Below are 20,359 nucleotides of genomic sequence, written 5' to 3'. Positions count from 1 at the left end.
TGACGCCCGGGGATGCGCAGGACGTGCCGGGACGCCGTGCCGCTCAGGCCTCGAAGCGCTTCAGCGCCGCGGTCAGCGCTTCGCCCATCATGCGCAGGAACAGCGTGCCCATGCCGGGATAGAAACGGTTGCCGTCCAGGCTGCCGACCGCGACCAGGCCGACGCCCGGCAGCGGCAGCAGCGCGGAGGACTGCACTTCCTCGGCGCGGGCGGCGTACAGCACCACGTTCTTTTCCGGCTGCAGGCGACCGCAGATCGGCTCGCCGTCCCTCAGGCAGTCACGGAACGGATTCAGGATGGCGTTGCCTTCGGCGATGACCTGCAGCCACTCGGCTTCCTCCAGGCCCTCGACCGGCTTGAGCAGCACGATGCTGACGCGATCACCGTTGAAATCCTCGGCCAGCGAGGCGGCCATCGCGCGCAGGGTGTCGGCGGCGCTGTTCTGCTTGAGCAGCGACAGGGTCAGCTGGTGGGTGCGCACCGCCAGCCGTTCGTTTTCCTGCGCGTTGGCGAACAGATCGTTCAGGCGCTTGGACAGTTCGCGGTTCTTGTCGCGCAGCACTTCCAGCTGGTAGCTGGCCAGCGAGGCGGTGCGGCCGTCGTCGCGCGGCACCACCATGCTCAGGGCCAGATCCGGGAACTGCTTCAGGAAGGTGGGATGACGGCGCAGCCAGGCGGCGATTTCGTGGGCACCCAGCTTCTCGTTCTCGTTCATGCGTTCCATTCCCCTTCGAATACGAATGCGGTCGGGCCGGACATCACCACTTCGGCGTCGTCCGCCGGCCATTGGATGTGCAGGTCGCCGCCCGGCAGCGAAACCGTCGCCGCGCGATCGATGCGGCCGCGCTTCATCAGCACCACCGCCGCGGCGCAGGCGCCGCTGCCGCAGGCCAGGGTTTCGCCGACGCCGCGCTCGAACACGCGCAGGCGGATGTGATCGCGCGCGACCACTTCGGCGAAACCGGCATTGACCGACTCCGGAAACCAGTGCGACTGCTGCAGCGCCGGTCCGGCCCGCAGCACCGGCGCGTTGGCCACCGAGGCCACCTCGATGACCGCGTGCGGGTTGCCCATCGACACCGCCCCGAAGCTCAGGCGCAGGTGTTCGTCGATGCGGGCGTCGTATTCGTCCTGGGCCTGATCGAAACCGGCCAGCGGAATCCGCGCGGGCACGAACTCCGGCACGCCCATGGCGATGGCATAGCGATCGCCGCCCAGATGCTCGACGTCGTGCGTGGTCAGCGGGCTGTCGACCCGGAAGCGTTCGCCGCTCGCGGTCCCGTCGCGCATCAGCCAGGCGGCCACGCAGCGCGCGCCGTTGCCGCACTGCTGCGAGGTGGAGCCGTCCGAATTCCAGATCCGGTAGGACGCCACCGCGCCGGTGCTGCGCGGCGGTTCGATGGTGAGGATCTGGTCGCAACCGACGCCGAAATGGCGATCGGCCAGGCGCGCGGCAAGCTCGGGTCCCGGCGGCGGGACATCGCCACGCAGATCCAGCACGACGAAGTCGTTGCCCGCTCCGTGCATCTTGGTGAAACCCATCGCCGAGGCCGGAGGCCGTCCGCTCATGGCGTGCTGGGCGGGTTGGCCGGCTTGGCGGGTTCGGCGGGCGGCGTCGCCGTATCGGTCGAATCCGCCGGCGGGGTTTCCGTGCCTTCGGCGGCCGGCTCGACCGGCGCCTCGGCCGGGACTTCGGTCTCCGGCGCCGGCTTCTCCGGCAGGAACAGCGGGCCCTTGGCGCCGCAGGCGGCGAGGAACGCCATGAGGATGGCGGCGGACAACAGACGGAGCGTTCGGTTCATGGCCGGCAGTATAGCCAGCCGTTCGTGAATCGGGATGGCGTCAGCGCGGCGGTTCCGGCCGCCGCCACAACCAGGTCGCGACCGCCGCCATGCAGCCGATCGGCAGCAGCACCATCCACAGCCGGTGGGAACCGGCGATCAGCATCACCGCCAGCAGGATCAGCGCGCAGGCCAGCATCGTCCAGGTCGCGGCCCATTTGGCCCGGCGCGACACCGCGCCATGGGCCTGCCAATCGCGGATCATCGGCCCGAAACGCGGATGCGCGAGCAGGTAGCGGTGCAGGCGGTCCGACCCACGCGAGGCCGCGTAGGCCGCGATCAGGATGAATACCGTGGTCGGCAGCCCCGGCACGAAGATGCCCAGGATGCCGGTGCCCAGGCTGGCGTAGGCCAGCAGCCACCACGCCCAGCGGAAGCGGCGCGAGGCAGGCGGTGGGGAGGGTGGCGGAGCATCGTCGGTCACCGGCACCTTTTACCGCATGTGTGCGGATCGCGTCAGCCATCGGATGACGCAGGCCAGGCGGACGTCGCGTCCGCTCGGGCGATCTCGAGGCGTAGCGGATTCGTCGGATGCGGCACGATCCGCCGTCGGGCGGGCGTCGTAGGGTGTTTTCCTGGCTGACGCATCTTGCGGGTGGACGCGGGTGTTCCGGCATTCGCACTCGGGCTCCGCGCGCGGGTGATGCCGGCTCCGGTCTGCCCCACCCCAGCCCTCCCCCGCTCGCGGGTGAGACGGCGGTTCTGCTGTTTCCCGATCACAGGATCATTGGACGAAGGGAAAGCCCATTGCCCCGTTCACGGGGGAAGGCGGGATGGGGGTAGGTGCCGGTCATTCGACCAACCAGACGCAGACGCAAAAAAAGAGCCGGGCATGGCCCGGCTCCTTCCGCAAGCGTCGCGACGAAGCGCGGTGGATTATTTCACCGCGCCGTTCGCGCCCAGCTGATCCAGCACGAACGCGTAGTACTCCGACATTTCCTGGTAGCGGCGGAAGCGGCCGGACTTGCCGCCGTGGCCGGCTTCCATGTTGGTGCGGAACAGCACCGGCAGCTTGCCGGTATTGACGTCGCGCACCCGGGCCACGTACTTGGCCGGCTCCCAGTACTGCACCTGCGAGTCCCATAGGCCGGTGCCGACGAACATCGCCGGATAGGCGTGCGACTTGAGGTTGTCGTACGGCGAATAGGTGACGATGTAGTCGTAGAACTCCTTCTTCTCCGGATTGCCCCACTCGTCGTATTCGTTGGTGGTCAGCGGGATGGTCGGATCCAGCATGGTGGTGACCACGTCCACGAACGGTACCTGCGAGACGATCGCGCGGTACTTGTCCGGCGCCAGGTTGGTGATCGCGCCCATCAGCAGGCCGCCGGCGCTGCCGCCCATCGCGGCGACGCGGTCCTTGGCCGCATAACCTTGCTTGACCAGCGCGTCGGTGACGTCGACGAAGTCGGTGAAGGTGTTCTTCTTGTGCAGCAGCTTGCCGTTGTCGTACCAGGCCCGACCCATCTCCTGGCCACCACGGATGTGGGCGATGGCGTAGACCATGCCGCGATCCAGCAGGCTGACCACCGGACCGCTGAAGCCCGGATCCATCGACGCGCCGTAGCTGCCGTAGCCGTACTGCAACAGGGCGGCGGTGCCGTCTTTCTTGAACCCATTCTTGTAGACCAGCGACACCGGCACCTTGGTACCGTCGCGAGCTTCGACCCACACGCGCTCGGTGGTGTACTTCGTCGCGTCATAGCCGATGACCGGCTGCTGCTTGAGCTGGCGGCGCTCCCCGGTCTTCGTGTTCAGTTCATAGGTCGTGGCCGGCGTGGTCATCGAGGTGTAGCTGTAACGCAGCCAGTCGGTGTCGTGCTCGGAATTGACGTCCAGGCCCATCGAGTAGGCCGGCTCGTCGGCCTTCACGTATTCCTCCTTGCCGTCGGCGCGCAGCAGGCGGATCCGCTCCAGGCCCTCGGAGCGCTCGCTGATGGCGGTGAAGCCGTCGAACAGTTCGAAGCCTTCGATGTAGACCTTGTCGCTGTGCGGCACCCACTCCTTCCAATGGTCGCGGGAAGTGGCACCGTCGGGCGCGGTCATGATCTTGAAGTTCTGCGCGTTCCAGTTGGTGCGGATGACCCAGCGGCCGTCCAGGTGATCGGCGCTATATTCGACGTCGCGCTCGCGTGGCGCGAGCACGGTGAACTCGGCCGGATTGGCGGCCGGCGCGCAGCGCGACTCGGACGAGACCGTGCTTTCCACGCCGATGCAGATGAACTTGTCGTCACGGGTGCGGCCGATGCCCATGTAGAAGCTGTCGTCCTTCTCCTCGTACACCAGCGCGTCCTGCGCGACCGGCGTGCCGAGCACGTGCTTCTTCACCCGCACGGTGAGCAGGGTCTCGGGATCGTTCTCGACGTAGAACAGGGTCTTGTTGTCGTCGGCCCAGACCAGGTTGGGCGAGACGCCGGTGATCTGGTCCGGATAGATCTCGCCGGTGGCGAGGTTCTTGAACTTGATGACGTACTGGCGGCGGCCGACGGCATCCTCGGCGTAGGCCAGGATGTTGTTGTCCTGGGTGACCTCATAATCGCCGACGCTGTAGTAGCCCTTGCCCTCGGCCAGCGCGTTGACGTCCAGCAGCACTTCCTCGGCCGCATCCATGCTGCCCTTGCGGCGCGCGTGGACCGGATAGTCCTTGCCGGTTTCGAAACGGGTGTAGTACCAGTAGCCGCGTTCGCGGTAGGGCACGCTGCTGTCGTCCTGCTTGATACGGCCGACGATCTCCTTGTAGAGCGCTTCCTGCAGCGGCTTGAGCGGCGCCATCAGCGCGTCGGCGTACTCGTTCTCGGCCTTGAGATAGGCCAGCATCTCGGGGTTCTTGCGATCGTCGTCGCGCAGCCAGTAGTACTCGTCGTTGCGCTCGGCGCCGAACGGCGCCTTGACGACGTGCGGCTTCTTGGCGACGTCGGGCGGGGTCAGGTCGGCGGCGGCCGAAGCGAAAGGTGCGGTCATCAGGACGGTCGCGAACAGGAAGGAAGTCGTTTTCATGGATGGGGTCCGTTCCGGCGGGATGCAATGGGGCGGAGAGCGGGGCGGGCGGCCGTTGCGTCACGGCCGCTGGTCTGCCCCATCCGCCCCGTATCAACTACGGGGCGGACTCCCCGGGCACCTTCCCCCGCGAGCGGGAGAAGGAAGTCGCTTCTCCTTCCCCGCCAGCGGGGAAGGCATTCATGCGCTTGCGTTTACTTGGTCAGCTGCTGCCACAGGAACGTGTAGGCCAGCGCGCTCATGTGCGCGGCCTGGGCGTTGTTGGCGGCGCCACCGTGGCCACCTTCGATGTTCTCGTAGTAGCGCACGTCCTTACCGGCCTCCAGCATCTTCGCCATCATCTTGCGGGCGTGGCCCGGATGCACGCGGTCATCGCGCGTGGAGGTGGTGAACAGGGTCGCCGGGTAGGTCTTGGCCGGATCGAACAGGTGGTACGGCGAGAAGGTCTTGATGTAGTCCCAGTCGGCCGTGTCCGGATTGCCGTACTCGGCCATCCACGATGCGCCGGCCAGCAGGTGGCTGTAACGCTTCATGTCCAGCAGCGGCACCTGCACGACGACGGCGCCGAACAGTTCCGGATACTGGGTCAGCATGTTGCCCATCAGCAGGCCGCCGTTGCTGCCGCCCTGGGTACCCAGGCGCTTGGCGGTGGTGATCTTGCGCGCGACCAGATCCTGCGCGACCGCGGCGAAGTCCTCGTAGGCCTTGTGGCGGTTGGCCTTCAGCGCGGCCTGGTGCCAGCGCGGGCCGTACTCGCCGCCGCCACGAATGTTGGCGACCACGTACACGCCGCCCTTCTCCAGCCAGCCCTTGCCGACCGCGCCGGAATAGGCCGGCGTCAGCGAGACTTCGAAGCCGCCATAGCCGTACAGCAGGGTCGGGGTGTTGCCATCGAGCTTCAGGTCCTTCGGGCGCACCACGAAGTAAGGCACCTTGGTGCCGTCCTTGGAGGTGGCGAAGTGCTGTTCGATGACGTCCTTGGAGCCGTCGAAGAACGCCGGCATCGTCTTCAGCTGTTCCGGCTGCTTGCCGATCTCGGCCAGCGACAGGGTGGTCGGGGTCAGGTAGTCGGTGGCGGTCAGCCACACCGCGTCGCTTTCGTCCGCATCGACCGCGCTGACGCCGAGGGTGCCGAACGCGGGCGCGCCGACGAACGCGCTCTTCTTCCAGCCGCCTTCGCCGGGGGTGAGCACGCTGAGCTTGTTCTTGACGTCTTCCAGGACGTTGAGCACCAGGTGATGGCGGGTGAAGGTGAAGCTGGCCAGCGAGGTGCGGTCGGTAGGCTCGAACAGCACGTCGAATTCGCGCTTGCCGGCCATGAAGTCATCGATCCTGGAGACCAGCAGCGAGCCGGCCTTGTAGGTCTTGCCGCCGACCGTCCACGGCTCGCGCAGTTCCAGGGTCAGCCATTCGCGGAACGCGCCCTTGTTGACCGAGTTCGGCACGTCGATCTTGACCAGCTTGCCGTCGGCGCCACGCAGGAACAGCTCGTCGTTGTAGAACGCCAGCGTGCGGCTGACGAAATCGCGCTGGAAGCCCGGCGTGTCGTCGTGGAAAGCGGCGATGTACATGTCATCCGGCTTGCCTTCGTAGACCACGCTGGCCGCCGACAGCGGGGTGCCGCGCTTCCACTCCTTGACGATGCGCGGATAACCGGAGGTGGTCATGCTGCCTTCGCCGAAATCGGTGAAGACGTAGACGGTGTCGGCGTCCTTCCAGCCCAGGCCGCCCTTGGCTTCCGGACGGTAGAAGCCGTCCTTGAGGAAAGTCTTGGTGGTCAGGTCGAATTCGCGGGTTTCATCGGCGTCGGCGCCGCCGCGCGAGAGCGCGATCAGGCAGCGGGTGTAGTCCGGCTTGCGGCAGTCCGCGCCGTGCCAGACCCAGTTCTTGCCCTCGGCCTTGTTCAGCGCGTCCAGGTCCAGCACGGTTTCCCACTGCGGCTGCGGCTTGCGGTATTCCTCCAGCGTGGTGCGGCGCCACAGGCCGCGCTCATGCTGCTTGTCCTTCCAGAAGTTGTAGTAGTACGGGCCGATCTTCTGCACGCCCGGAATCTTGGCGTCCGAGTCCAGGATGGCCAGGATGCTGGCCTCCAGTTCCTTGAACGCCGGCGTGGAAGCGATTTCCGCCTCGGCCTTGGCGTTCTGCGCACGCACCCAGTCCAGCTGCTTCTGGCCTTCGACGTCCTCCAGCCATGCGTAGGGATCATTGGCCACAGTTTTCTGCTCCTGGGCGTGGCCGCTGACGGAAGCGGCGGCAAGACCTGCCGCCAGGCAGGCATGGACGAGCTTGGACATGAAGGAAAACTCCGGATTGCGAAGACAATTCCTTCACGCTAGCACAAGTCCGTGGCCGGCCTCCCCTGTCGAACGTCAGTGCGGCGGCGGGCGCGGGGCCAGGCTCAGGCGGCCCGCAACCAGGTGGCGCGCGGGGCCCGCACCCGGCGGCGCGCCTGCGGGCGGCCACGCCGGCGGCTGGCGTCCCGATGCCACAGCGGCAGGCGGAAGCGGTGCAGCGCCCACCAGGCCGCCAGCGGCATGCCGACCAGCCACAGCGGCGCCCACCCCAGCCAGGGGATCTGCCCGCGGGCCAGCGGGAACAGCAGCACCAGCGCCAGGCCAATCGCAACGATGCGGCGCAACAACCTTTCGAGCTGCGGGTCCGGCGCGCGGGACGGGCGGGCGTCGGCGGAAATCGAGTGGGCAAAGTCGCGCATGGCAAGGCTCCGATGGACAGGGCACCAGCCTGCCCGGCCGCGTTCTCACCGATTGCGACGTCGTGAATCCGTCCGGAGATTCTCGCCTTCATGCCGATGTGCGATATTCGCGTGGTCCGCGGTTGCGACCGTGGTCGGCAACGATCCACCACCCAGGAGTCCTGCATGTCCCCATCGCTGTGCCGTCTTCGCGCCGTCCTGACGTGCGCCCTGATTGCCGCGATGACTGCCTGTGCCAGCCAGGGCGAGCCCCGGCCGATGGGTCCGGAAGGCCCGGAAACGGCGCAGGCGGCGGACATCGACCTGTCGCGCTTCATGGGGACGTGGTACGTGACCGCGCACATTCCCTACTTCGCCGAACGCGGCCACGTCACCGGTCGCTACGAGTACACGGCCCGCGAGGGCGACCGCATCGGGGTGCGCTACCTGCATCGCGAAGGGTTCGGCGAGCCTGAACAGGTCCGCGAGGCGCGCGCCTCGGTCAAGGGCGGCAGCGGCAATCGCGACTGGACGTTGTGGTTCGTCGGCGTGGTGCCGGCCAAGTTCCATATCCTGGAAGTGGCGCCGGACTATTCCTGGGCGCTGATCAGCTATCCCGAGCGCGATCTCGGCTGGATCTTCTCGCGCTCGCCGGACATGGACGATGCGGTCTACCAGCAGCTGATCCGCAAGATGCGCGACCACGGGGTCAACGCGCGCCAACTGGTCCGCGAACCGCAGCTCCCTTCCCAGGTCGGACGCCCCGGTTTCGCGGATCCCAAGAAGCCCTGATCCGGGATCCGGGCGTCAAATTCCGCTTTGCCTCCCCCTTTGAAAGAGGAGCGAGGGGATTTTGCTTTCAGCGCCAGGAGCAAGCGCTCCCCTACCGCCGAATGGCTGCGCCCTTTTCAAACGGGGCTACGAGGATTCGGCATCTTTCCCGGCAAAGGGATACCGCACCGGGCATCCGCTCTGCCCGAAGGACCGGCCGCTCAGCGCTTCTCGTAGTTCGACAGCGCCAGTTCCAGCAGCGACTTGGCCTGTTCGCGCAGCACCGAGGGCTCGATGATTTCGGCGTCGGCGCCGTAGTGCAGGATGTCCATCAGCAGTTCGCGTGAAACGCTGTAGGGCACCTTCAGTTCGTAGCGGCCATCGGGCAGGTGTCGGCCCTGCTGTTTGGAATGCCACTGCTCGTCGGCCACCCAGCGCGCGGCCTTGGCGCTGAACAGGATCGTCGCCCAGCCCTTGGGTTCACCGGAAAAGATGCCGTAGCTGGAGGCCAAGTGCTGGTTGAGATCGTCGTTGGACAGATCCTGCGCCGCATCCTCCATCAGGCGCGCGCCACCGATGCGATCCACGGCGAAACTGCGCAGCGCCTTGCGCTCGTGATCCCAGGCGTCCAGGTACCAGTTGTCGCGATAGTGGGTGATGCGCTGCGGCGACACCGTGCGGCGGGTGCGCTCGTCGGTGGAACGGGCGCGGTATTCGAACGCCAGTTGCCTGCGCTCCAGTACCGCGGACGCGACGGTGCGGAAGCTGGCTTCGTCCAGCCGGCGCCCGCGATGCGGGATGACCCGCACCCGGTCGACCGGCCACTGCGATACGCCGGCGTGATCGGCCAGCAGGCCCTCGATGCGCTTCTGCAGCGGCGCCAGCGCGCCGGACAGCACGCCGCCGCCGGTGCGCACCAGCAGCTGTTGCGCCGCCAGCAGGGCGTACAGTTCTTCCGAACTCAGCCACAGGCCCGGTAGTTCGAACCGCTCGCCCTCGGCCGCCTCGTAGCGGAAACCGGCTTCGCCGTCGCCTTCGATGGGAGCCATCAGCGCGTCGCGCAGGTACGCCAGGTCGCGATAGACGGTGGCGCGCGAGCAGCCCAGCTCCTCCTGCAGGCGCTTGACCGTGACCGGGTAGCGCGACGCCTTCAGGATGCGATGCAGGGCGGTGATGCGTTCGATCTTGTCCATGCCATGATTATGGCCGAGCCGTGGCCGTTTTCATCGCCCGGTTCGCGTTGGCATCAGTACGGACCCGGCCGCTTGGGCCCGTGCGGTGCCAGGGGCCCGGCGTGTACCCGCCGCTTGGACTCCCCCAACGCACGGACCCAAGCGGCCACTGTTTCCGTACCCTGGAGCCCGCCATGTTGCCCCGCCGCGTGTCGCCCCCCCGCCTGCCCGGACTCCTGTCCGTCCCGCTGTTGACGATGACCCTGCTGACCGTGGCCTGCTCCCGCCAGCCGGAACCGGCCGCGACCGCCACGCCGGCGCCCGCCGCGGCCGAGGCGTCTGCACCGCCCGCGCCGGCCCCGACGGTGGACGCGCTGGCCGAGGTCACCGCCTCGATGGAGCGCTTCCTGGCCGCGCGCAGTTTCCATGCGGTGATGACGGTGGAAGGCGGTCAGCCGATGCAGAACGAAATGGACTTCGTCGCCCCGGATCGCTATCGCATGATCATGCCGGTCGGCACCCAGGTGATCATCGGCGACACCATGTACATGGAGATGCATGGACAGCAGACGAAGGTGCCGATTCCGGAAGGCACCATCAGCCAGTGGCGGGATCCGATGAAGATCCGCGAGAACCGCAGCGGCATGTCCGCCGAATTCCTCGGCGAGGAAAACGTGGCTGGGCAGCGCGCGCGCAAGTATCGGGTACGCCACACCCAACCCGAGCCGGGCGAGTTCCTGTACTGGATCGATCGCGAGAAGCGGCCGCTGCAACTGCAGCACAGCGGCGAGACCGCCAGCGGCCCCTACACCATGACCCTGGTGTATTCGCGCTTCGACGATCCCGGCATCACCATCGACGCGCCCTAGCCGATCGCGGCGGGCGACTCCACGGCGTGGTCGCGCTGCGCCAGATATTTGCCGAAGGCATAGCCGGAACCGGCGATGGCGCAGGCCAGCGCCACCATCAACAGACCGATGAGGATCTTCCTGGGCATGGCGTGCACCCGTGTCCGGCCGGCGGAAACCGGCGTTGCCCGGATGCTGCCGGCGCGGCGCGATGGCGGGAACGTCCGGAAGTCATGCCCGTGCGGATGGTCATGCGTAACTCCTGTTTAACCCGCGCGCGGCCACACTTCGGGACCGGAAAGGGGAGCGACAGGGTTGTCCGAACGCATCACGCACAACGGCATCGCCGTGCTCGTCGTCGTTTCACTGCATGCCTTGATGGTGAGCCTGCTCTGGCGCCTGCCGACGACTTCCGACGCGAACGTCGCGCGCGAATCCGGTCCGCGCATCCGTTTCCTGCCGCGCCAGGCGCCGGTCCGGACACCGGAACCGATCCTCGCCGCGCGCGCGGCCTCCACCCGCCCCGCGCGTCCCGCCGTATCAATGCCCCGGGCCGTGTCCGCGCCGACGGCGGTCCAGGTCGCCGGGCCCGATCCGCTTTCCGCCTCCACGGCCGACCTCCTCGCCCAGGGCGCGGCCTGGGCGAACGCCTCCGCGCCGAACCCGGACTTCGGCAGCGATCCGTTGCGCCAGCGCCACGCGCGCCTGCCCGGCGGCGATCGGCCGGGTCGTTTCGTGATGCGCCGTTCGGTCAGCCCTGAACAGGTGGTCAGGTTCATCGGCCTGCTGTTCGCCGGGCCGGGTTACGACACCGATCCCTGCCGGCGCATCCGCCAGAACGTGGACGGCCTGATGACCGACCTCAGCGACCTCGGCCGCGAGCAGTTGGGCCGGGAACTGGATGAATACGCGTTCCGCTGCATGCGCTGAGGGCCCCGGGGCCGGACCAGGACGTGAAAACGTGAAACGCACCTGATCCGGGGCGTCGATGGCGCGACAAATGTGAATAAAAGCGTGGCAAAATCGACCACGAATCCGAATCCAAACAATCACTTGCCTTGAGGCGGATAGTTTGGATCGCTACCATGTAATCGTTTTCAACGTTCACACGGCGAGGACGCCGGAAGCGCGTCCCACGCCCGCCGAGGCCCCTCATGCCCCGTCTCAACCCGCTCGCCCTGTCCCTCTCCCTGCTGTGCCTGGCCGGCGCGCCGCTTGCGCATGCGCAGGACAACAACCTGAAGGTCGGCGCCGCCACGAGCGCGGCCAAGGCCAAGGCGGACGGCGCGGCGACCCAGAAGGAATCCCTCGCGGTCAGTCACAAGGGACCGCCGCTGCCGGTACCGCCGCCGCGCCCGGAAACCCTCGCGCCGGCCGAACCGCTGCAACCCAGCTCACCCTGGAGCGGCGGCGGTGAACTCGGCTTCGCCTCGGCCCATGGCAACAGCACCACCGAAAGCCTCAACGCGCGGCTGGATCTCAACTACGCCGACGGCGGCGCCTGGAAGTACAGCGGCAGCCTGTCCGGATTGCGCGCCAGTTCCGAATACAAGTCGACCCAGCCCGATGGTTCGATCAAGCGCGACCGCCGCACCACCGCCAACCGCTATACCCTCACCGGCAATGGCGCGTACCGCACCGACTCGCGCGGCACGGTCAACACCTCGCTGCGCCACGAGGAAGACGACTTCGGCACCTTCAGCCGGCAGACCTCGGTCAGCGTCAGCTACGGCAACCGCGTGATCGAGGGCGAGCGCGCCCACCTGGATCTGCAGGTGGGCCCGGGTTTCCGCCGCGCCTACGACACCCTGGAAGAGCGCAACGAATCCAGCGTGATCGGACGTGGCCTGGTGGATCTGCGGGTGTCGCTCAGCGAGAACACCGAACTGGTCAACAAGCTGCTGGTGGAATCGGGCGAGTACAACACTTTCGCCCAGAACGATCTCGGCCTGTCGGTGACGATGAATTCGCACCTGGCCCTGAAGGCCGGCTGGCAGGCGCGCCACAACAGCGATGCCGCCGAGAATCTGAAGCGCACCGATACCCTGACCACGATGAACGTGGTCTACAAGTTCAAGTAGCACGGGGCTCGCTTCGCCGACCCGATGACGGGGCTTGCTTCGCCGATCGCGGTGTCGACGGCGTCTGCTTCTTTTCCGCATCCGATCATTCGGCGTGACCGGTGGGCGCCTTTGGCTCTTTTCTTGGCCCAGCCTTCGGCTGTCGAGATGCGGAAAGGCGAGCGGGCGGACCTGCTTTCCCCACGCCGACACGTAAATCCCCCGTCACCCGCTGGCGCGGGCGCCCGCCCCCTTTTTCCAAGGGGGCTGATTTTCCAAGGGGCTGACTGCTTCCCCTTTGAATAGAGGGCCAGCTGCTTTGCCTCCCCCTTTTTCAAAAGGGGGACCGAGGGGGATTTGCTTTTCAGGCGCCGCGTCGGCCGCACCTGCTTTTCCCTCGCCGGCACGCAAATCCCCCGTCACCCGCTGGCGCGGGTGCCCGCTCCCTTTTTCCAAGGGGGCTGACTGCTTCTCTGTTCCCCTCCTGATAGGGGCAAGCCGCTTTTTGCCTCCCCCTTTTTCAAAAGGGGGACCGAGGGGGATTTGCTTTTCAGGCCAGCGCGGCGTCGAGCAGTTCGCCCGCGCCATTCGCCAGCAGTTCGGCGGCGACGGTCTTGCCCAGATCATCCGGCGCCCGCGCCGTGCCGATCGCGTCCGCGCGCACCGCCCGGCCATCCTGCGCCGACCCCACCAGGCCGTGCAGATGCAGCTCGGCGCCATCGGCCGAGAGCGTGGCGAACGCGGCCACCGGCACGTGGCAGCTGCCGTGCAGGGCGCGGTTCATCGCCCGCTCGGCCTCCACACAGCGGCGGGTATCGGCATCGTCGAGCGCGGCGAACAACGCCAGCGTCGCCGCGTCGCCGGCACGGCATTCCACCGCCACCGCGCCCTGCGCCGGGGCGGGCAGCCATTCCGGCGGCAGCAGGCGCGTGCGGATGCGCGCGTCGAAGCCCAGCCGCTGCAGGCCGGCGCAGGCCAGCACGATGGCGTCGTATTCGCCGGCGTCGAGTTTCGCCAGCCGCGTGTTGACGTTGCCGCGCAGGTCGCGCAATTGCAGATCCGGGCGGCGTGCGCGCAGTTGCGCCTGCCGGCGCAGCGACGAGGTGCCGACGATCGCGCCCTGCGGCAATGCGTCCAGGTCCTGGTAACGATTGGAGACGAAGGCGTCGGCGGCGTCGGCGCGCGCCAGGATCGCGGCCAGCGCGAACGGCGGTTCCAGATCCATCGGCACGTCCTTGAGCGAATGCACCGCGCAATCGGCTTCGTCGCGCAGCATCGCCACTTCCAGTTCCTTGAGGAACAGGCCCTTGCCGCCGATGGCGGCCAGCGAGCGATCCAGCACTTCGTCGCCACGGGTGCTCATCGGCACCAGTTCCACGTCCAGATCCGGATGGGCGGCGCGCAGGCGTTCGGCGACGTGTTCGCTCTGCCAGAGGGCGAGCGGGCTCTTGCGGGTGGCGATGCGGAGTTTCATCCGCGCATTATCCCGCACCTCGCGCCGACGGGCACGGGCCGGGCAGTGGCCTTGGAGCCGGCCTCAGAGATGCCGGACGGTTTCGCGCAGGCCGGCCACGCAGCGACGGCTGACCTCCAGCGGCGCCTTGCCGTGGCGCAGGATCGCCTGCACATGGCCGTCGCCGGCGCGCTTGAGTTCCACCAGTTCGTGCCGGGCCACCAGGCAGTTGCGGTGGATGCGCACGAAGCGGTCGCCGAATTCCTCTTCCAGTGATTTCAGCGATTCCTCGATCAGATCCTCGCCCCGGGCGTGATGGACCACGACGTATTTTTCCTCGGCCTGGAGGTAGTGGACCTCCTCGATGGGAATCAGCCGCAGGCTGCCGCGCATGCGCGCGCACAGGTGGGTGCGGATCTGGCGGGGGGCTCCCGGTTCCTGGCCGTTGCCATTGCCGTTGGCGCGGCCGGCGATGAACATGCGCGCGCGCTCCAGCGCGGCGGCCAAGCGCTCGGCGCGGATCGGTTTCATCAGGTAGTCGATCGCGGCGGCCTCGAAGGCCGACAGCGCGTGGGCGTCGTAGGCGGTGCAGAACACCACCGCCGGACGCGGATCGAATGCCGCCAGATGGCGCGCGGTCTCCAGGCCATCGACGCCGGGCATGGCGATGTCCAGCAGCACCACGTCGGGCTTGTGCTCGGCGCAGGCCTGCAGGGCGCCCACGCCGTTCTCGGCTTCGGCCACCACTTCCACGCCGGGCTGTTCAGCCAGCAGGGCGCGTAGGCGCTCGCGGGCCAGCGGTTCGTCGTCGGCAATGACTACCTTCACGGCACGAGGTTCCTCTCGTTCGAACGCCAGGGACGTGTCCACCGATGGTAGCCCCCGTCGTCGCGGACGTCATCCATGGCGAAGAATCGCGGTTTCTCCCGCTACAACGCGAAAACGCGCGACATCCAGTCACCGAGATCGCGGATTTCCTCCGCGCAGACCTGGTGGGCCATCGGATAGCGGTGCCAGTCCACGGCGAACCCCATGTCCCGCAGGGCCTGCGCGCTGCGCTCGGCATGGACGAACGGGATGACCGGATCGCCGATGCCGTGCGCCATGAATACCGGCTGGCGTGTCGCGGCCGCGTCGAGATGGCGTCGCGCGGCGTCGAAGCCGGGCAGATAGGTCGACAGCGCGATCACCCCCGCCAGCGGCTGGCGCCTGCGCAGCGCGGCGGACAGCGCGATCGCGCCCCCCTGCGAGAAGCCGGCCAGCAACAGGCGTTCCGGGGCGATGCCGCGGGCAAGCTCGCGCGCGATCAGCGCGTCGACCTGGAGCAGCGACACCTCGATGCCGTCGGCGTCGGCGCGGGTGGCGAAATCCATGCCGACGATGTCGTACCAGGCGCGCATGCGCACGCCGTTGTTGATGGTCACCGCGCGCACCGGCGCATGCGGAAACACGAAGCGCAGCGCGGGCCAGTCCGGGCGCACGAGTTCGGGCACGATCGGTGCGAAATCATGGCCATCGGCGCCCAGGCCATGCAGCCACAACACGGACCAGGCCGGCGCGGCGCCGGTTTCCTGTTCCACGGTTTCCAGCAGTTCGGTGACGGTGTCGTTCATGCGGCCATTGTCGCCGCAGCGACCGACCGGTGCCAGCGACCGCTATTGCGGCGGCAACCGGAACCGCACGGTGCGCTGCCAGGGACGCGCGCGTCCGGTGGCCTCGAAACGCCAGCGCGCGGCTACCGCCAGCGCGGCCGCGTCGAACACGCCCTGCGGCTGCGCCGAGGTCAGGCGCACGTCGCCGACGCTGCCGTCGGGGCGAATCACGAACGCCAGATCCACGTCGCCCTCCACCCGGTTGCGCAACGCCGGCAATGGATAGCGCGGCTGCGCGTCCTGGAGCAGGCGCGGCGCCGTGGTGGCGACGGTCGGACGCGGCGGCGAAGCCGGCGGCGGCGAGGCGGTCGCGGTGGAAGCCGGCGCCGGCACCGCGTCCTCAATCCTTGGCTGTTCCGGCGAAGGGGGCGGCGACGCCGGCGCGGCCACGTCGGCCAGGACCGGGCGCGGCGCTGGCATGGATGCGGTGGGTGGCGCGGCGGACACGTTGCCCGACGTGTTCGGTTCGGGTGCGGATGCGGAGGCACCGCCCGTTTCCGGTTCCCGCACGGAGGCCGGCGCCACCGGCAGTCCCGCCAGGCCGGCCTGCAGGCGTGGCAGGGCGGGCGCCCACGGATCCAGTCGGCGCAGGAGTTCGAACAGGCGCGCGGCCTCGCCGGCATCGCGGCGCTCCAGCGCCTGTTCGGTCGCGATCAGCAGATAGGGTTGAAGCTCGGTCAGCGCCGCCTGGATGGCGGCATCGTCGGGACGCCGCGCCCGCGCGGCCAGGTAGAACTCCACCGCGTTGTCGCCGGTCGGCGCATACAGGCGATGGGCCTGCATGGCCTGCGCGGCCAGGCGCAGCAGTTCGCTGTTGTCGATGACGCCATCCGGCCTTGCCGGCGTGGATGCCGGTCCGGCGATCGCCGCCGCCGGCGTCGCCGCGGGCGGCGCGGGCTGGCAGGCGCCGAGCGCCAGCAAGATGGGAAGGATCCGGTAACCGCGTGTTTTCATCGCAAGACTGCCCCCTGAGCGGGCGGCAGAGTACGCGGCGCGGATGACGGAACCGCGTCAGCCGGGCGAACCGGATGGATTCGCCCGGCGCCGGGCCGGCATCACAGATCGAAGGCGAGCAGATCCCGTCCGGTGGCGGCGCGGACGACGCGTTGGTAGACCCCGGTGCCACCACCGCCGTTGGTCATCACCACCAGCCCGCGGCGACGCCCGGGATCGCCCACGATGAAGGTCTTGTAACGCCCCGCATTGGCGCCGCCATGGAAGAACCAGCGCGTGTTCGCATCGATGCGCTCCAGGTTCCAGCCCAGGCCCTTGTCGAGCCAGCCCTCGCGCAGCGGCATCTGCGGCGTCAGCATCGCCTGGCGCGTGGCCTCGCCGATTTCCCAGCATTGCCGCGTCGGGCGCGCCATCACATGGGCGATGAAACGCGCGTAATCCTGCACCGGACCACGCAGGCTGGCGGCGGAATTGGCCAGCAGATCGCCCGGCCACACGAACATGCCGGCCGGCGCGGCCGCCTGCGCCTGGGGCAGCGCGCGCACGCCATCGTTCCAGGTCCATTCGCGCAGGGGCTTGCCCCGTGCTTCGGCGATGGGTTGCAGCAGCGACCACTGGCGATGGAAGGTCTGCACGGTCGGCGTGGTGCCGGGCGCGGGCTCGCCGATCACCGAATGCCGCGCCGCGTGCGCGCTCCAGGTGTAGGTGCTGGCGCGCATGCCGGCCGGTTCGAACAGGTGGCGGCGGGCCAGTTGATCCAGGCTTTCGCCGGTGGCCTGCTCGGCGACCAATTGCAACCAGTAGAAGGCTTCGCCCGAATAATTCACGCCCTTGCCCGGTTCGGCGAGGGTGCGCAACGGTTCGCGATCGGGATGCTCGCGCCAGTTCGGCAACCCGCTGCTGTGGCGCAGGACGTCGCGCACGGTGATGCGGTCCAGGCGCGGATCGTCCTTGGCCAGGTAGTCGGGCCGGTGGTAATGCGCCAGGGTCCGGTCGAGCTGCAGCACGCCGGTGTCGACCAGTTTCAGGGCCACGTAGGCGAACACCGGCTTGCTCAGCGAGGCGCACTCGAACACGCTGTCCGCGTCCACCGCCGCGCCGCTCGCGGTGTCGGCGACGCCGAACGCGCGATGCCAGGCCACCTCGCCGTCCTCGACCACCGCGATGCCGAGCCCCGGCACGCCGAAGGCGCGCATCCATTCCGGCAGTCCGGCGAGGAACGCCTCGGAGGGAATCCACGGATGATCGTATTGCGCGGGATCCGCCGCGCGCAGTGGCGATGGTCGCAGCGCCGCGAGCGCCGCGCAGGCCGAGGCCGCGCCCAGGAAAGTACGCCGGCCGATCATCCCGGCAGGACGGTCATGCATGTGTGCCGCTCCCCGTGGTCAACGGACCGATTGGATATCAGTCCGCGCCGCCGGGCAAGTCGGTTCAGTGCCGGGCCGGCGTTCCGGATGCGACCGGCGCGCCCAGCGCGCGCAGCTGGTCGACCGCGTTGCGGTTGCCGGGATCGCGCTCCAGCGAAAGGCGGTAGTTGCGGATCGCCGCTTCGCGATCGCCGGTCATCGCCTGCGCTTCGGCCAGCGTGTCGAAGGTGTTGCCGCTGGCGGGGAACAGTTCGGTGTTGAGTTTCAACACCGCCAGGCCCTCCTTCGTCTGGCCGTCCTGCACGAGCCGGTAGCCCCACACATTGAGCTCATCCTCGCGCAGTTCGAAGGCCGGATCCTGGCGCTTGAGGTCGGCCACGACCGCCAGGCCCTGGTCCCAGCCGCGCGCGATCAATCCACGCCGCAACGCCTTCACCGCGCGCGGCAGCGCGCCGCCATTGGCGACGCTGAAATCAGGCAGGTAGAAACCGGCGATCTCGTCGATGAATTCCTCCGGATTGGCGCCGGCCAGGTTGGTCAGCACCACCACCGCCAGCCGATCCCGCGGATACACGAAGAACGCGGAACGACGGCCGCCGATGCCGGCCACCGCCGGATGATCCTCGCGATCAATCCGCGGCCAGCCCGACGCCCAGGACGTGGCGCGGCCATCGTTGAAACGGCCCGGCGCCCACAGCTCGCGCAGGCTTTCGCGCTTGAGCAGGCGGCCGTCCTGCAGGGCGATGATCCAGTTCGCCACGTCGTCCGCGCTGGCATTGATGCCCGCGCCGGTGCGCAGCATGAGCGGGAACTCGTCGAAGGCGTGTTGCAGTTCGCCGGTGGCGAGCGTCGTCGCGCCGCCCGGATAACGGTAGGGCTGCGCGCGGTGCGGGGTGACGTCGCGCGAGTCGCCGAATCCGGCGTGGCGCATGCCCGCCGGGGCGAACTGGCGCTCGCGGATGAAACGGGTGAACGGCATCCCGCCGAGCGAATCGATGATCCGTCCCAGCAGCACGTAGTTGGTCTGGTTGTAGCGGTACGCCGTGCCGGTGGGGAAGTCCATCGGCAAGGTCTGCACTTTTTCCCACGCCGCGTCCTCGCCGCCATCGCCGACCAGCGTGCCGGTGCCCTGCGCGCGCGGCGGCACCAGGATGTCGGGCAGGCCGGAGGTGTGGTTGAGCAGTTGCCGGATCGTGATCGGCTGCCAGGTTTGCGGCAGGCCGGCCAGGTAGCGCGAGACGGGCGCATCCAGCGCCAGCTTGCCGGCTTCGACCAGTTGCAGGATCGCCACGCCGGTGAAGGTCTTGGTCGCGGAGTTGATCGAGAACACCGTGTCCGGCGTCACCGCGATGTCGTCCTGCAGGTTGGCCTTGCCATAGCTGCCGGAAAACACGATGCGGCCATCGCGGATCACCGCGACCTGCATGCCGGGAATGCGCCTGCGCGCCATTTTCTCGCGCAGATAGTCCTCCAGTCCGGCCGGCGGCCGGGTCGCGGCCTGCGGGGTCGTGGGGGTGGAGCCGGCGCCGCCCGCGGGTGGAGGCAAACCGGGGGCCGACATCTGCCACAAGGTCATCAATGCGCTGAACAGCAATGGCAGGGTTCTCATGCGTGTCCCAATCCTGTGGCGCCCCTTTCCATCGGGCAGCATCCGGTTTCGATGCCGGCCCGAATGAAAAGGTTGAAACGGCGCGGAGAGAAACGGGACGGCCCCCTTCGGGCCGCCCCACTTCCCTCCTGGATGCGGAAAACGCCGGAAGCGTCGCAGCGGATCAATTCGCCAGCACGCGCCGTCCCGCTTCGGTCACCCAGCGTCGCACCTGATCGGTGGACGAACCGCCCAGCCGGAACACCGACACGGCGTCGTTCAGTCCCTGCGCCTGCCGGCGCAGATCGCCGGCGGTGGCCGCGACTTCTTCCACCACCGCCGCATTCTGCTGGGTGGTCTCGTCCATCTGGGTGATGGTCTGGTTGACCTGCTCGATGCCGGCGGACTGTTCCTGCGAGGCGGCGGCAATCTCGGCCATGATGTCGGTCACTCGCTGCACCGAGGCCACGATTTCGCCCATGGTCGCGCCGGCCTGGTTGACCAGCGCCGAACCGGTGGACACCTGGTCCACGGAGGCTTCGATGAGGCCTTTGATTTCCTTGGCCGCGTTGGCGCTGCGCTGGGCCAGCGTGCGCACTTCCGAGGCCACCACCGCGAAGCCGCGGCCCTGTTCACCGGCACGGGCCGCTTCCACCGCCGCGTTGAGGGCCAGGATGTTGGTCTGGAAGGCGATGCCGTCGATGACGGCGATGATTTCGGCAATCTTGCGCGAGGCCGCTTCGATGTCACGCATGGTGGTGACGACCTGGCCGACGACGTTGCCGCCCTGGGAGGCGACCGAGGCGGCGCCGATGGCCAGCTGGTTGGCCTGGCGGGCGGAGTCGGCGTTCTGGCGCACGGTGGAGGTGAGTTCCTCCATGGAGGCGGCGGTTTCCTCCAGGTTGGCGGCCTGCTGCTCGGTGCGGCGGGACAAATCCGCATTACCCGAAGCAATCTCGCCGGC

Annotated in this window: 19 protein-coding genes and 1 pseudogene; 4 read left to right on the top strand and 16 right to left on the bottom strand. The window is 68.3% G+C overall.

Annotated elements, in window-relative coordinates:
* Positions 1-43 precede the first annotated feature (43 nt).
* The 7 genes from ACTHN1_RS15145 to ACTHN1_RS15115 form a co-directional block, all read right to left on the bottom strand.
* Positions 44-724, bottom strand: coding sequence for a DUF484 family protein (locus tag ACTHN1_RS15145; RefSeq protein WP_440471768.1), 681 nt, complete (start codon positions 722-724; stop codon positions 44-46).
* Entirely contained in the window at positions 712-1,569 is an 858-nt protein-coding gene (dapF, locus tag ACTHN1_RS15140) for a diaminopimelate epimerase (RefSeq protein WP_440471767.1), read from the bottom strand. Before dapF ends, ACTHN1_RS15145 begins: the two co-directional genes overlap by 13 nt.
* Positions 1,566-1,802 (bottom strand): LPS translocon maturation chaperone LptM, encoded by a 237-nt coding sequence (gene lptM, locus ACTHN1_RS15135; RefSeq protein WP_440471766.1) that lies wholly within the window; start codon positions 1,800-1,802, stop codon positions 1,566-1,568. The genes dapF and lptM overlap by 4 nt, the downstream gene beginning before the upstream one ends.
* 40 nt (positions 1,803-1,842) lie before the next feature.
* Complete coding sequence (locus ACTHN1_RS15130) at positions 1,843-2,265, bottom strand: YbaN family protein (protein WP_440471765.1); 423 nt, start codon at positions 2,263-2,265, stop codon at positions 1,843-1,845.
* 452 nt (positions 2,266-2,717) lie between these two features.
* The gene (locus tag ACTHN1_RS15125; protein WP_440471764.1) at positions 2,718-4,838 is read right to left on the bottom strand and encodes a S9 family peptidase; all 2,121 of its coding nucleotides are present in this window, start codon (positions 4,836-4,838) and stop codon (positions 2,718-2,720) included.
* A 194-nt stretch (positions 4,839-5,032) separates the two neighbouring features.
* Positions 5,033-7,132 (bottom strand): prolyl oligopeptidase family serine peptidase, encoded by a 2,100-nt coding sequence (locus tag ACTHN1_RS15120; protein ID WP_440471763.1) that lies wholly within the window; start codon positions 7,130-7,132, stop codon positions 5,033-5,035.
* A gap of 104 nt (positions 7,133-7,236) precedes the next feature.
* Entirely contained in the window at positions 7,237-7,551 is a 315-nt protein-coding gene (locus tag ACTHN1_RS15115) for a hypothetical protein (RefSeq protein WP_440471762.1), read from the bottom strand.
* A 222-nt stretch (positions 7,552-7,773) separates the two neighbouring features.
* Here ACTHN1_RS15115 and ACTHN1_RS15110 point away from each other — a divergent pair, with 222 nt between their 5' ends.
* On the top strand, positions 7,774-8,322 hold the full coding sequence (locus ACTHN1_RS15110; RefSeq protein ID WP_440471810.1) for a lipocalin family protein: 549 nt from the start codon (positions 7,774-7,776) through the stop codon (positions 8,320-8,322).
* Positions 8,323-8,522: 200 nt separating this feature from the next.
* Here the strand turns inward: ACTHN1_RS15110 and ACTHN1_RS15105 are convergent, their stop codons facing one another.
* Complete coding sequence (locus ACTHN1_RS15105) at positions 8,523-9,494, bottom strand: helix-turn-helix transcriptional regulator (RefSeq protein ID WP_440471761.1); 972 nt, start codon at positions 9,492-9,494, stop codon at positions 8,523-8,525.
* Between the two features lie 173 nt (positions 9,495-9,667).
* Between ACTHN1_RS15105 and ACTHN1_RS15100 the strand changes: the two genes are divergently transcribed.
* Positions 9,668-10,342, top strand: coding sequence for a hypothetical protein (locus ACTHN1_RS15100; RefSeq protein WP_440471760.1), 675 nt, complete (start codon positions 9,668-9,670; stop codon positions 10,340-10,342).
* Here ACTHN1_RS15100 and ACTHN1_RS15095 read toward each other — a convergent pair.
* Positions 10,339-10,470 carry a hypothetical protein gene (locus ACTHN1_RS15095; protein WP_440471759.1) on the bottom strand — a complete coding sequence of 44 codons (132 nt, stop codon included), beginning with the start codon at positions 10,468-10,470 and terminating at the stop codon, positions 10,339-10,341. The genes ACTHN1_RS15100 and ACTHN1_RS15095 overlap by 4 nt on opposite strands.
* Positions 10,471-10,636: 166 nt before the next feature.
* Here ACTHN1_RS15095 and ACTHN1_RS15090 point away from each other — a divergent pair, with 166 nt between their 5' ends.
* The gene (locus tag ACTHN1_RS15090) at positions 10,637-11,251 is read left to right on the top strand and encodes a hypothetical protein (RefSeq protein ID WP_440471758.1); all 615 of its coding nucleotides are present in this window, start codon (positions 10,637-10,639) and stop codon (positions 11,249-11,251) included.
* Positions 11,252-11,475: 224 nt separating this feature from the next.
* The gene (locus ACTHN1_RS15085) at positions 11,476-12,402 is read left to right on the top strand and encodes a DUF481 domain-containing protein (protein ID WP_440471757.1); all 927 of its coding nucleotides are present in this window, start codon (positions 11,476-11,478) and stop codon (positions 12,400-12,402) included.
* A 529-nt stretch (positions 12,403-12,931) separates the two neighbouring features.
* Here the strand turns inward: ACTHN1_RS15085 and hemC are convergent.
* From hemC to ACTHN1_RS15050, 7 genes and pseudogenes are all read right to left on the bottom strand, one after another.
* The gene (hemC, locus tag ACTHN1_RS15080) at positions 12,932-13,855 is read right to left on the bottom strand and encodes a hydroxymethylbilane synthase (protein ID WP_440471756.1); all 924 of its coding nucleotides are present in this window, start codon (positions 13,853-13,855) and stop codon (positions 12,932-12,934) included.
* Between the two features lie 63 nt (positions 13,856-13,918).
* Positions 13,919-14,662, bottom strand: coding sequence for a LytR/AlgR family response regulator transcription factor (locus ACTHN1_RS15075; protein WP_440471755.1), 744 nt, complete (start codon positions 14,660-14,662; stop codon positions 13,919-13,921).
* Between the two features lie 101 nt (positions 14,663-14,763).
* Positions 14,764-15,447, bottom strand: coding sequence for an alpha/beta hydrolase (locus tag ACTHN1_RS15070; RefSeq protein WP_440471754.1), 684 nt, complete (start codon positions 15,445-15,447; stop codon positions 14,764-14,766).
* A gap of 42 nt (positions 15,448-15,489) precedes the next feature.
* Positions 15,490-16,440: a TonB family protein gene (locus tag ACTHN1_RS15065; RefSeq protein WP_440471753.1), complete on the bottom strand. Its 951-nt coding sequence runs from the start codon at positions 16,438-16,440 to the stop codon at positions 15,490-15,492.
* 101 nt (positions 16,441-16,541) lie between these two features.
* A complete protein-coding gene (locus ACTHN1_RS15060) occupies positions 16,542-17,807 on the bottom strand; it encodes a serine hydrolase domain-containing protein (RefSeq protein ID WP_440471752.1) in 1,266 nt (421 codons plus the stop codon).
* A gap of 64 nt (positions 17,808-17,871) precedes the next feature.
* Positions 17,872-19,416 (bottom strand): serine hydrolase, encoded by a 1,545-nt coding sequence (locus tag ACTHN1_RS15055; protein WP_440471751.1) that lies wholly within the window; start codon positions 19,414-19,416, stop codon positions 17,872-17,874.
* A 205-nt stretch (positions 19,417-19,621) separates the two neighbouring features.
* A pseudogene (locus tag ACTHN1_RS15050) lies at positions 19,622-20,359 on the bottom strand (methyl-accepting chemotaxis protein); the annotation flags it as partial.

The organism is Pseudoxanthomonas sp. (assembly GCF_051953815.1).
Taxonomy (GTDB): domain Bacteria; phylum Pseudomonadota; class Gammaproteobacteria; order Xanthomonadales; family Xanthomonadaceae; genus Pseudoxanthomonas_A.
The sequence above is the reverse complement of the archived record's forward strand: the minus strand, read 5'-3'. Positions and strand labels throughout refer to the sequence as shown.

Coding starts and splice junctions, on each gene's coding strand:
- ACTHN1_RS15145 (WP_440471768.1), bottom strand. CDS start 724: ATGGAACGCATGAACGAGAACGAGAAGCTGGGTGCCCACGAAATCGCC.
- dapF (WP_440471767.1), bottom strand. CDS start 1,569: ATGAGCGGACGGCCTCCGGCCTCGGCGATGGGTTTCACCAAGATGCAC.
- lptM (WP_440471766.1), bottom strand. CDS start 1,802: ATGAACCGAACGCTCCGTCTGTTGTCCGCCGCCATCCTCATGGCGTTC.
- ACTHN1_RS15125 (WP_440471764.1), bottom strand. CDS start 4,838: ATGAAAACGACTTCCTTCCTGTTCGCGACCGTCCTGATGACCGCACCT.
- ACTHN1_RS15120 (WP_440471763.1), bottom strand. CDS start 7,132: ATGTCCAAGCTCGTCCATGCCTGCCTGGCGGCAGGTCTTGCCGCCGCT.
- ACTHN1_RS15115 (WP_440471762.1), bottom strand. CDS start 7,551: ATGCGCGACTTTGCCCACTCGATTTCCGCCGACGCCCGCCCGTCCCGC.
- ACTHN1_RS15110 (WP_440471810.1), top strand. CDS start 7,774: ATGACTGCCTGTGCCAGCCAGGGCGAGCCCCGGCCGATGGGTCCGGAA.
- ACTHN1_RS15105 (WP_440471761.1), bottom strand. CDS start 9,494: ATGGACAAGATCGAACGCATCACCGCCCTGCATCGCATCCTGAAGGCG.
- ACTHN1_RS15100 (WP_440471760.1), top strand. CDS start 9,668: ATGTTGCCCCGCCGCGTGTCGCCCCCCCGCCTGCCCGGACTCCTGTCC.
- ACTHN1_RS15095 (WP_440471759.1), bottom strand. CDS start 10,470: ATGCCCAGGAAGATCCTCATCGGTCTGTTGATGGTGGCGCTGGCCTGC.
- ACTHN1_RS15085 (WP_440471757.1), top strand. CDS start 11,476: ATGCCCCGTCTCAACCCGCTCGCCCTGTCCCTCTCCCTGCTGTGCCTG.
- hemC (WP_440471756.1), bottom strand. CDS start 13,855: ATGAAACTCCGCATCGCCACCCGCAAGAGCCCGCTCGCCCTCTGGCAG.
- ACTHN1_RS15070 (WP_440471754.1), bottom strand. CDS start 15,447: ATGAACGACACCGTCACCGAACTGCTGGAAACCGTGGAACAGGAAACC.
- ACTHN1_RS15065 (WP_440471753.1), bottom strand. CDS start 16,440: ATGAAAACACGCGGTTACCGGATCCTTCCCATCTTGCTGGCGCTCGGC.
- ACTHN1_RS15060 (WP_440471752.1), bottom strand. CDS start 17,807: ATGCATGACCGTCCTGCCGGGATGATCGGCCGGCGTACTTTCCTGGGC.
- ACTHN1_RS15055 (WP_440471751.1), bottom strand. CDS start 19,416: ATGAGAACCCTGCCATTGCTGTTCAGCGCATTGATGACCTTGTGGCAG.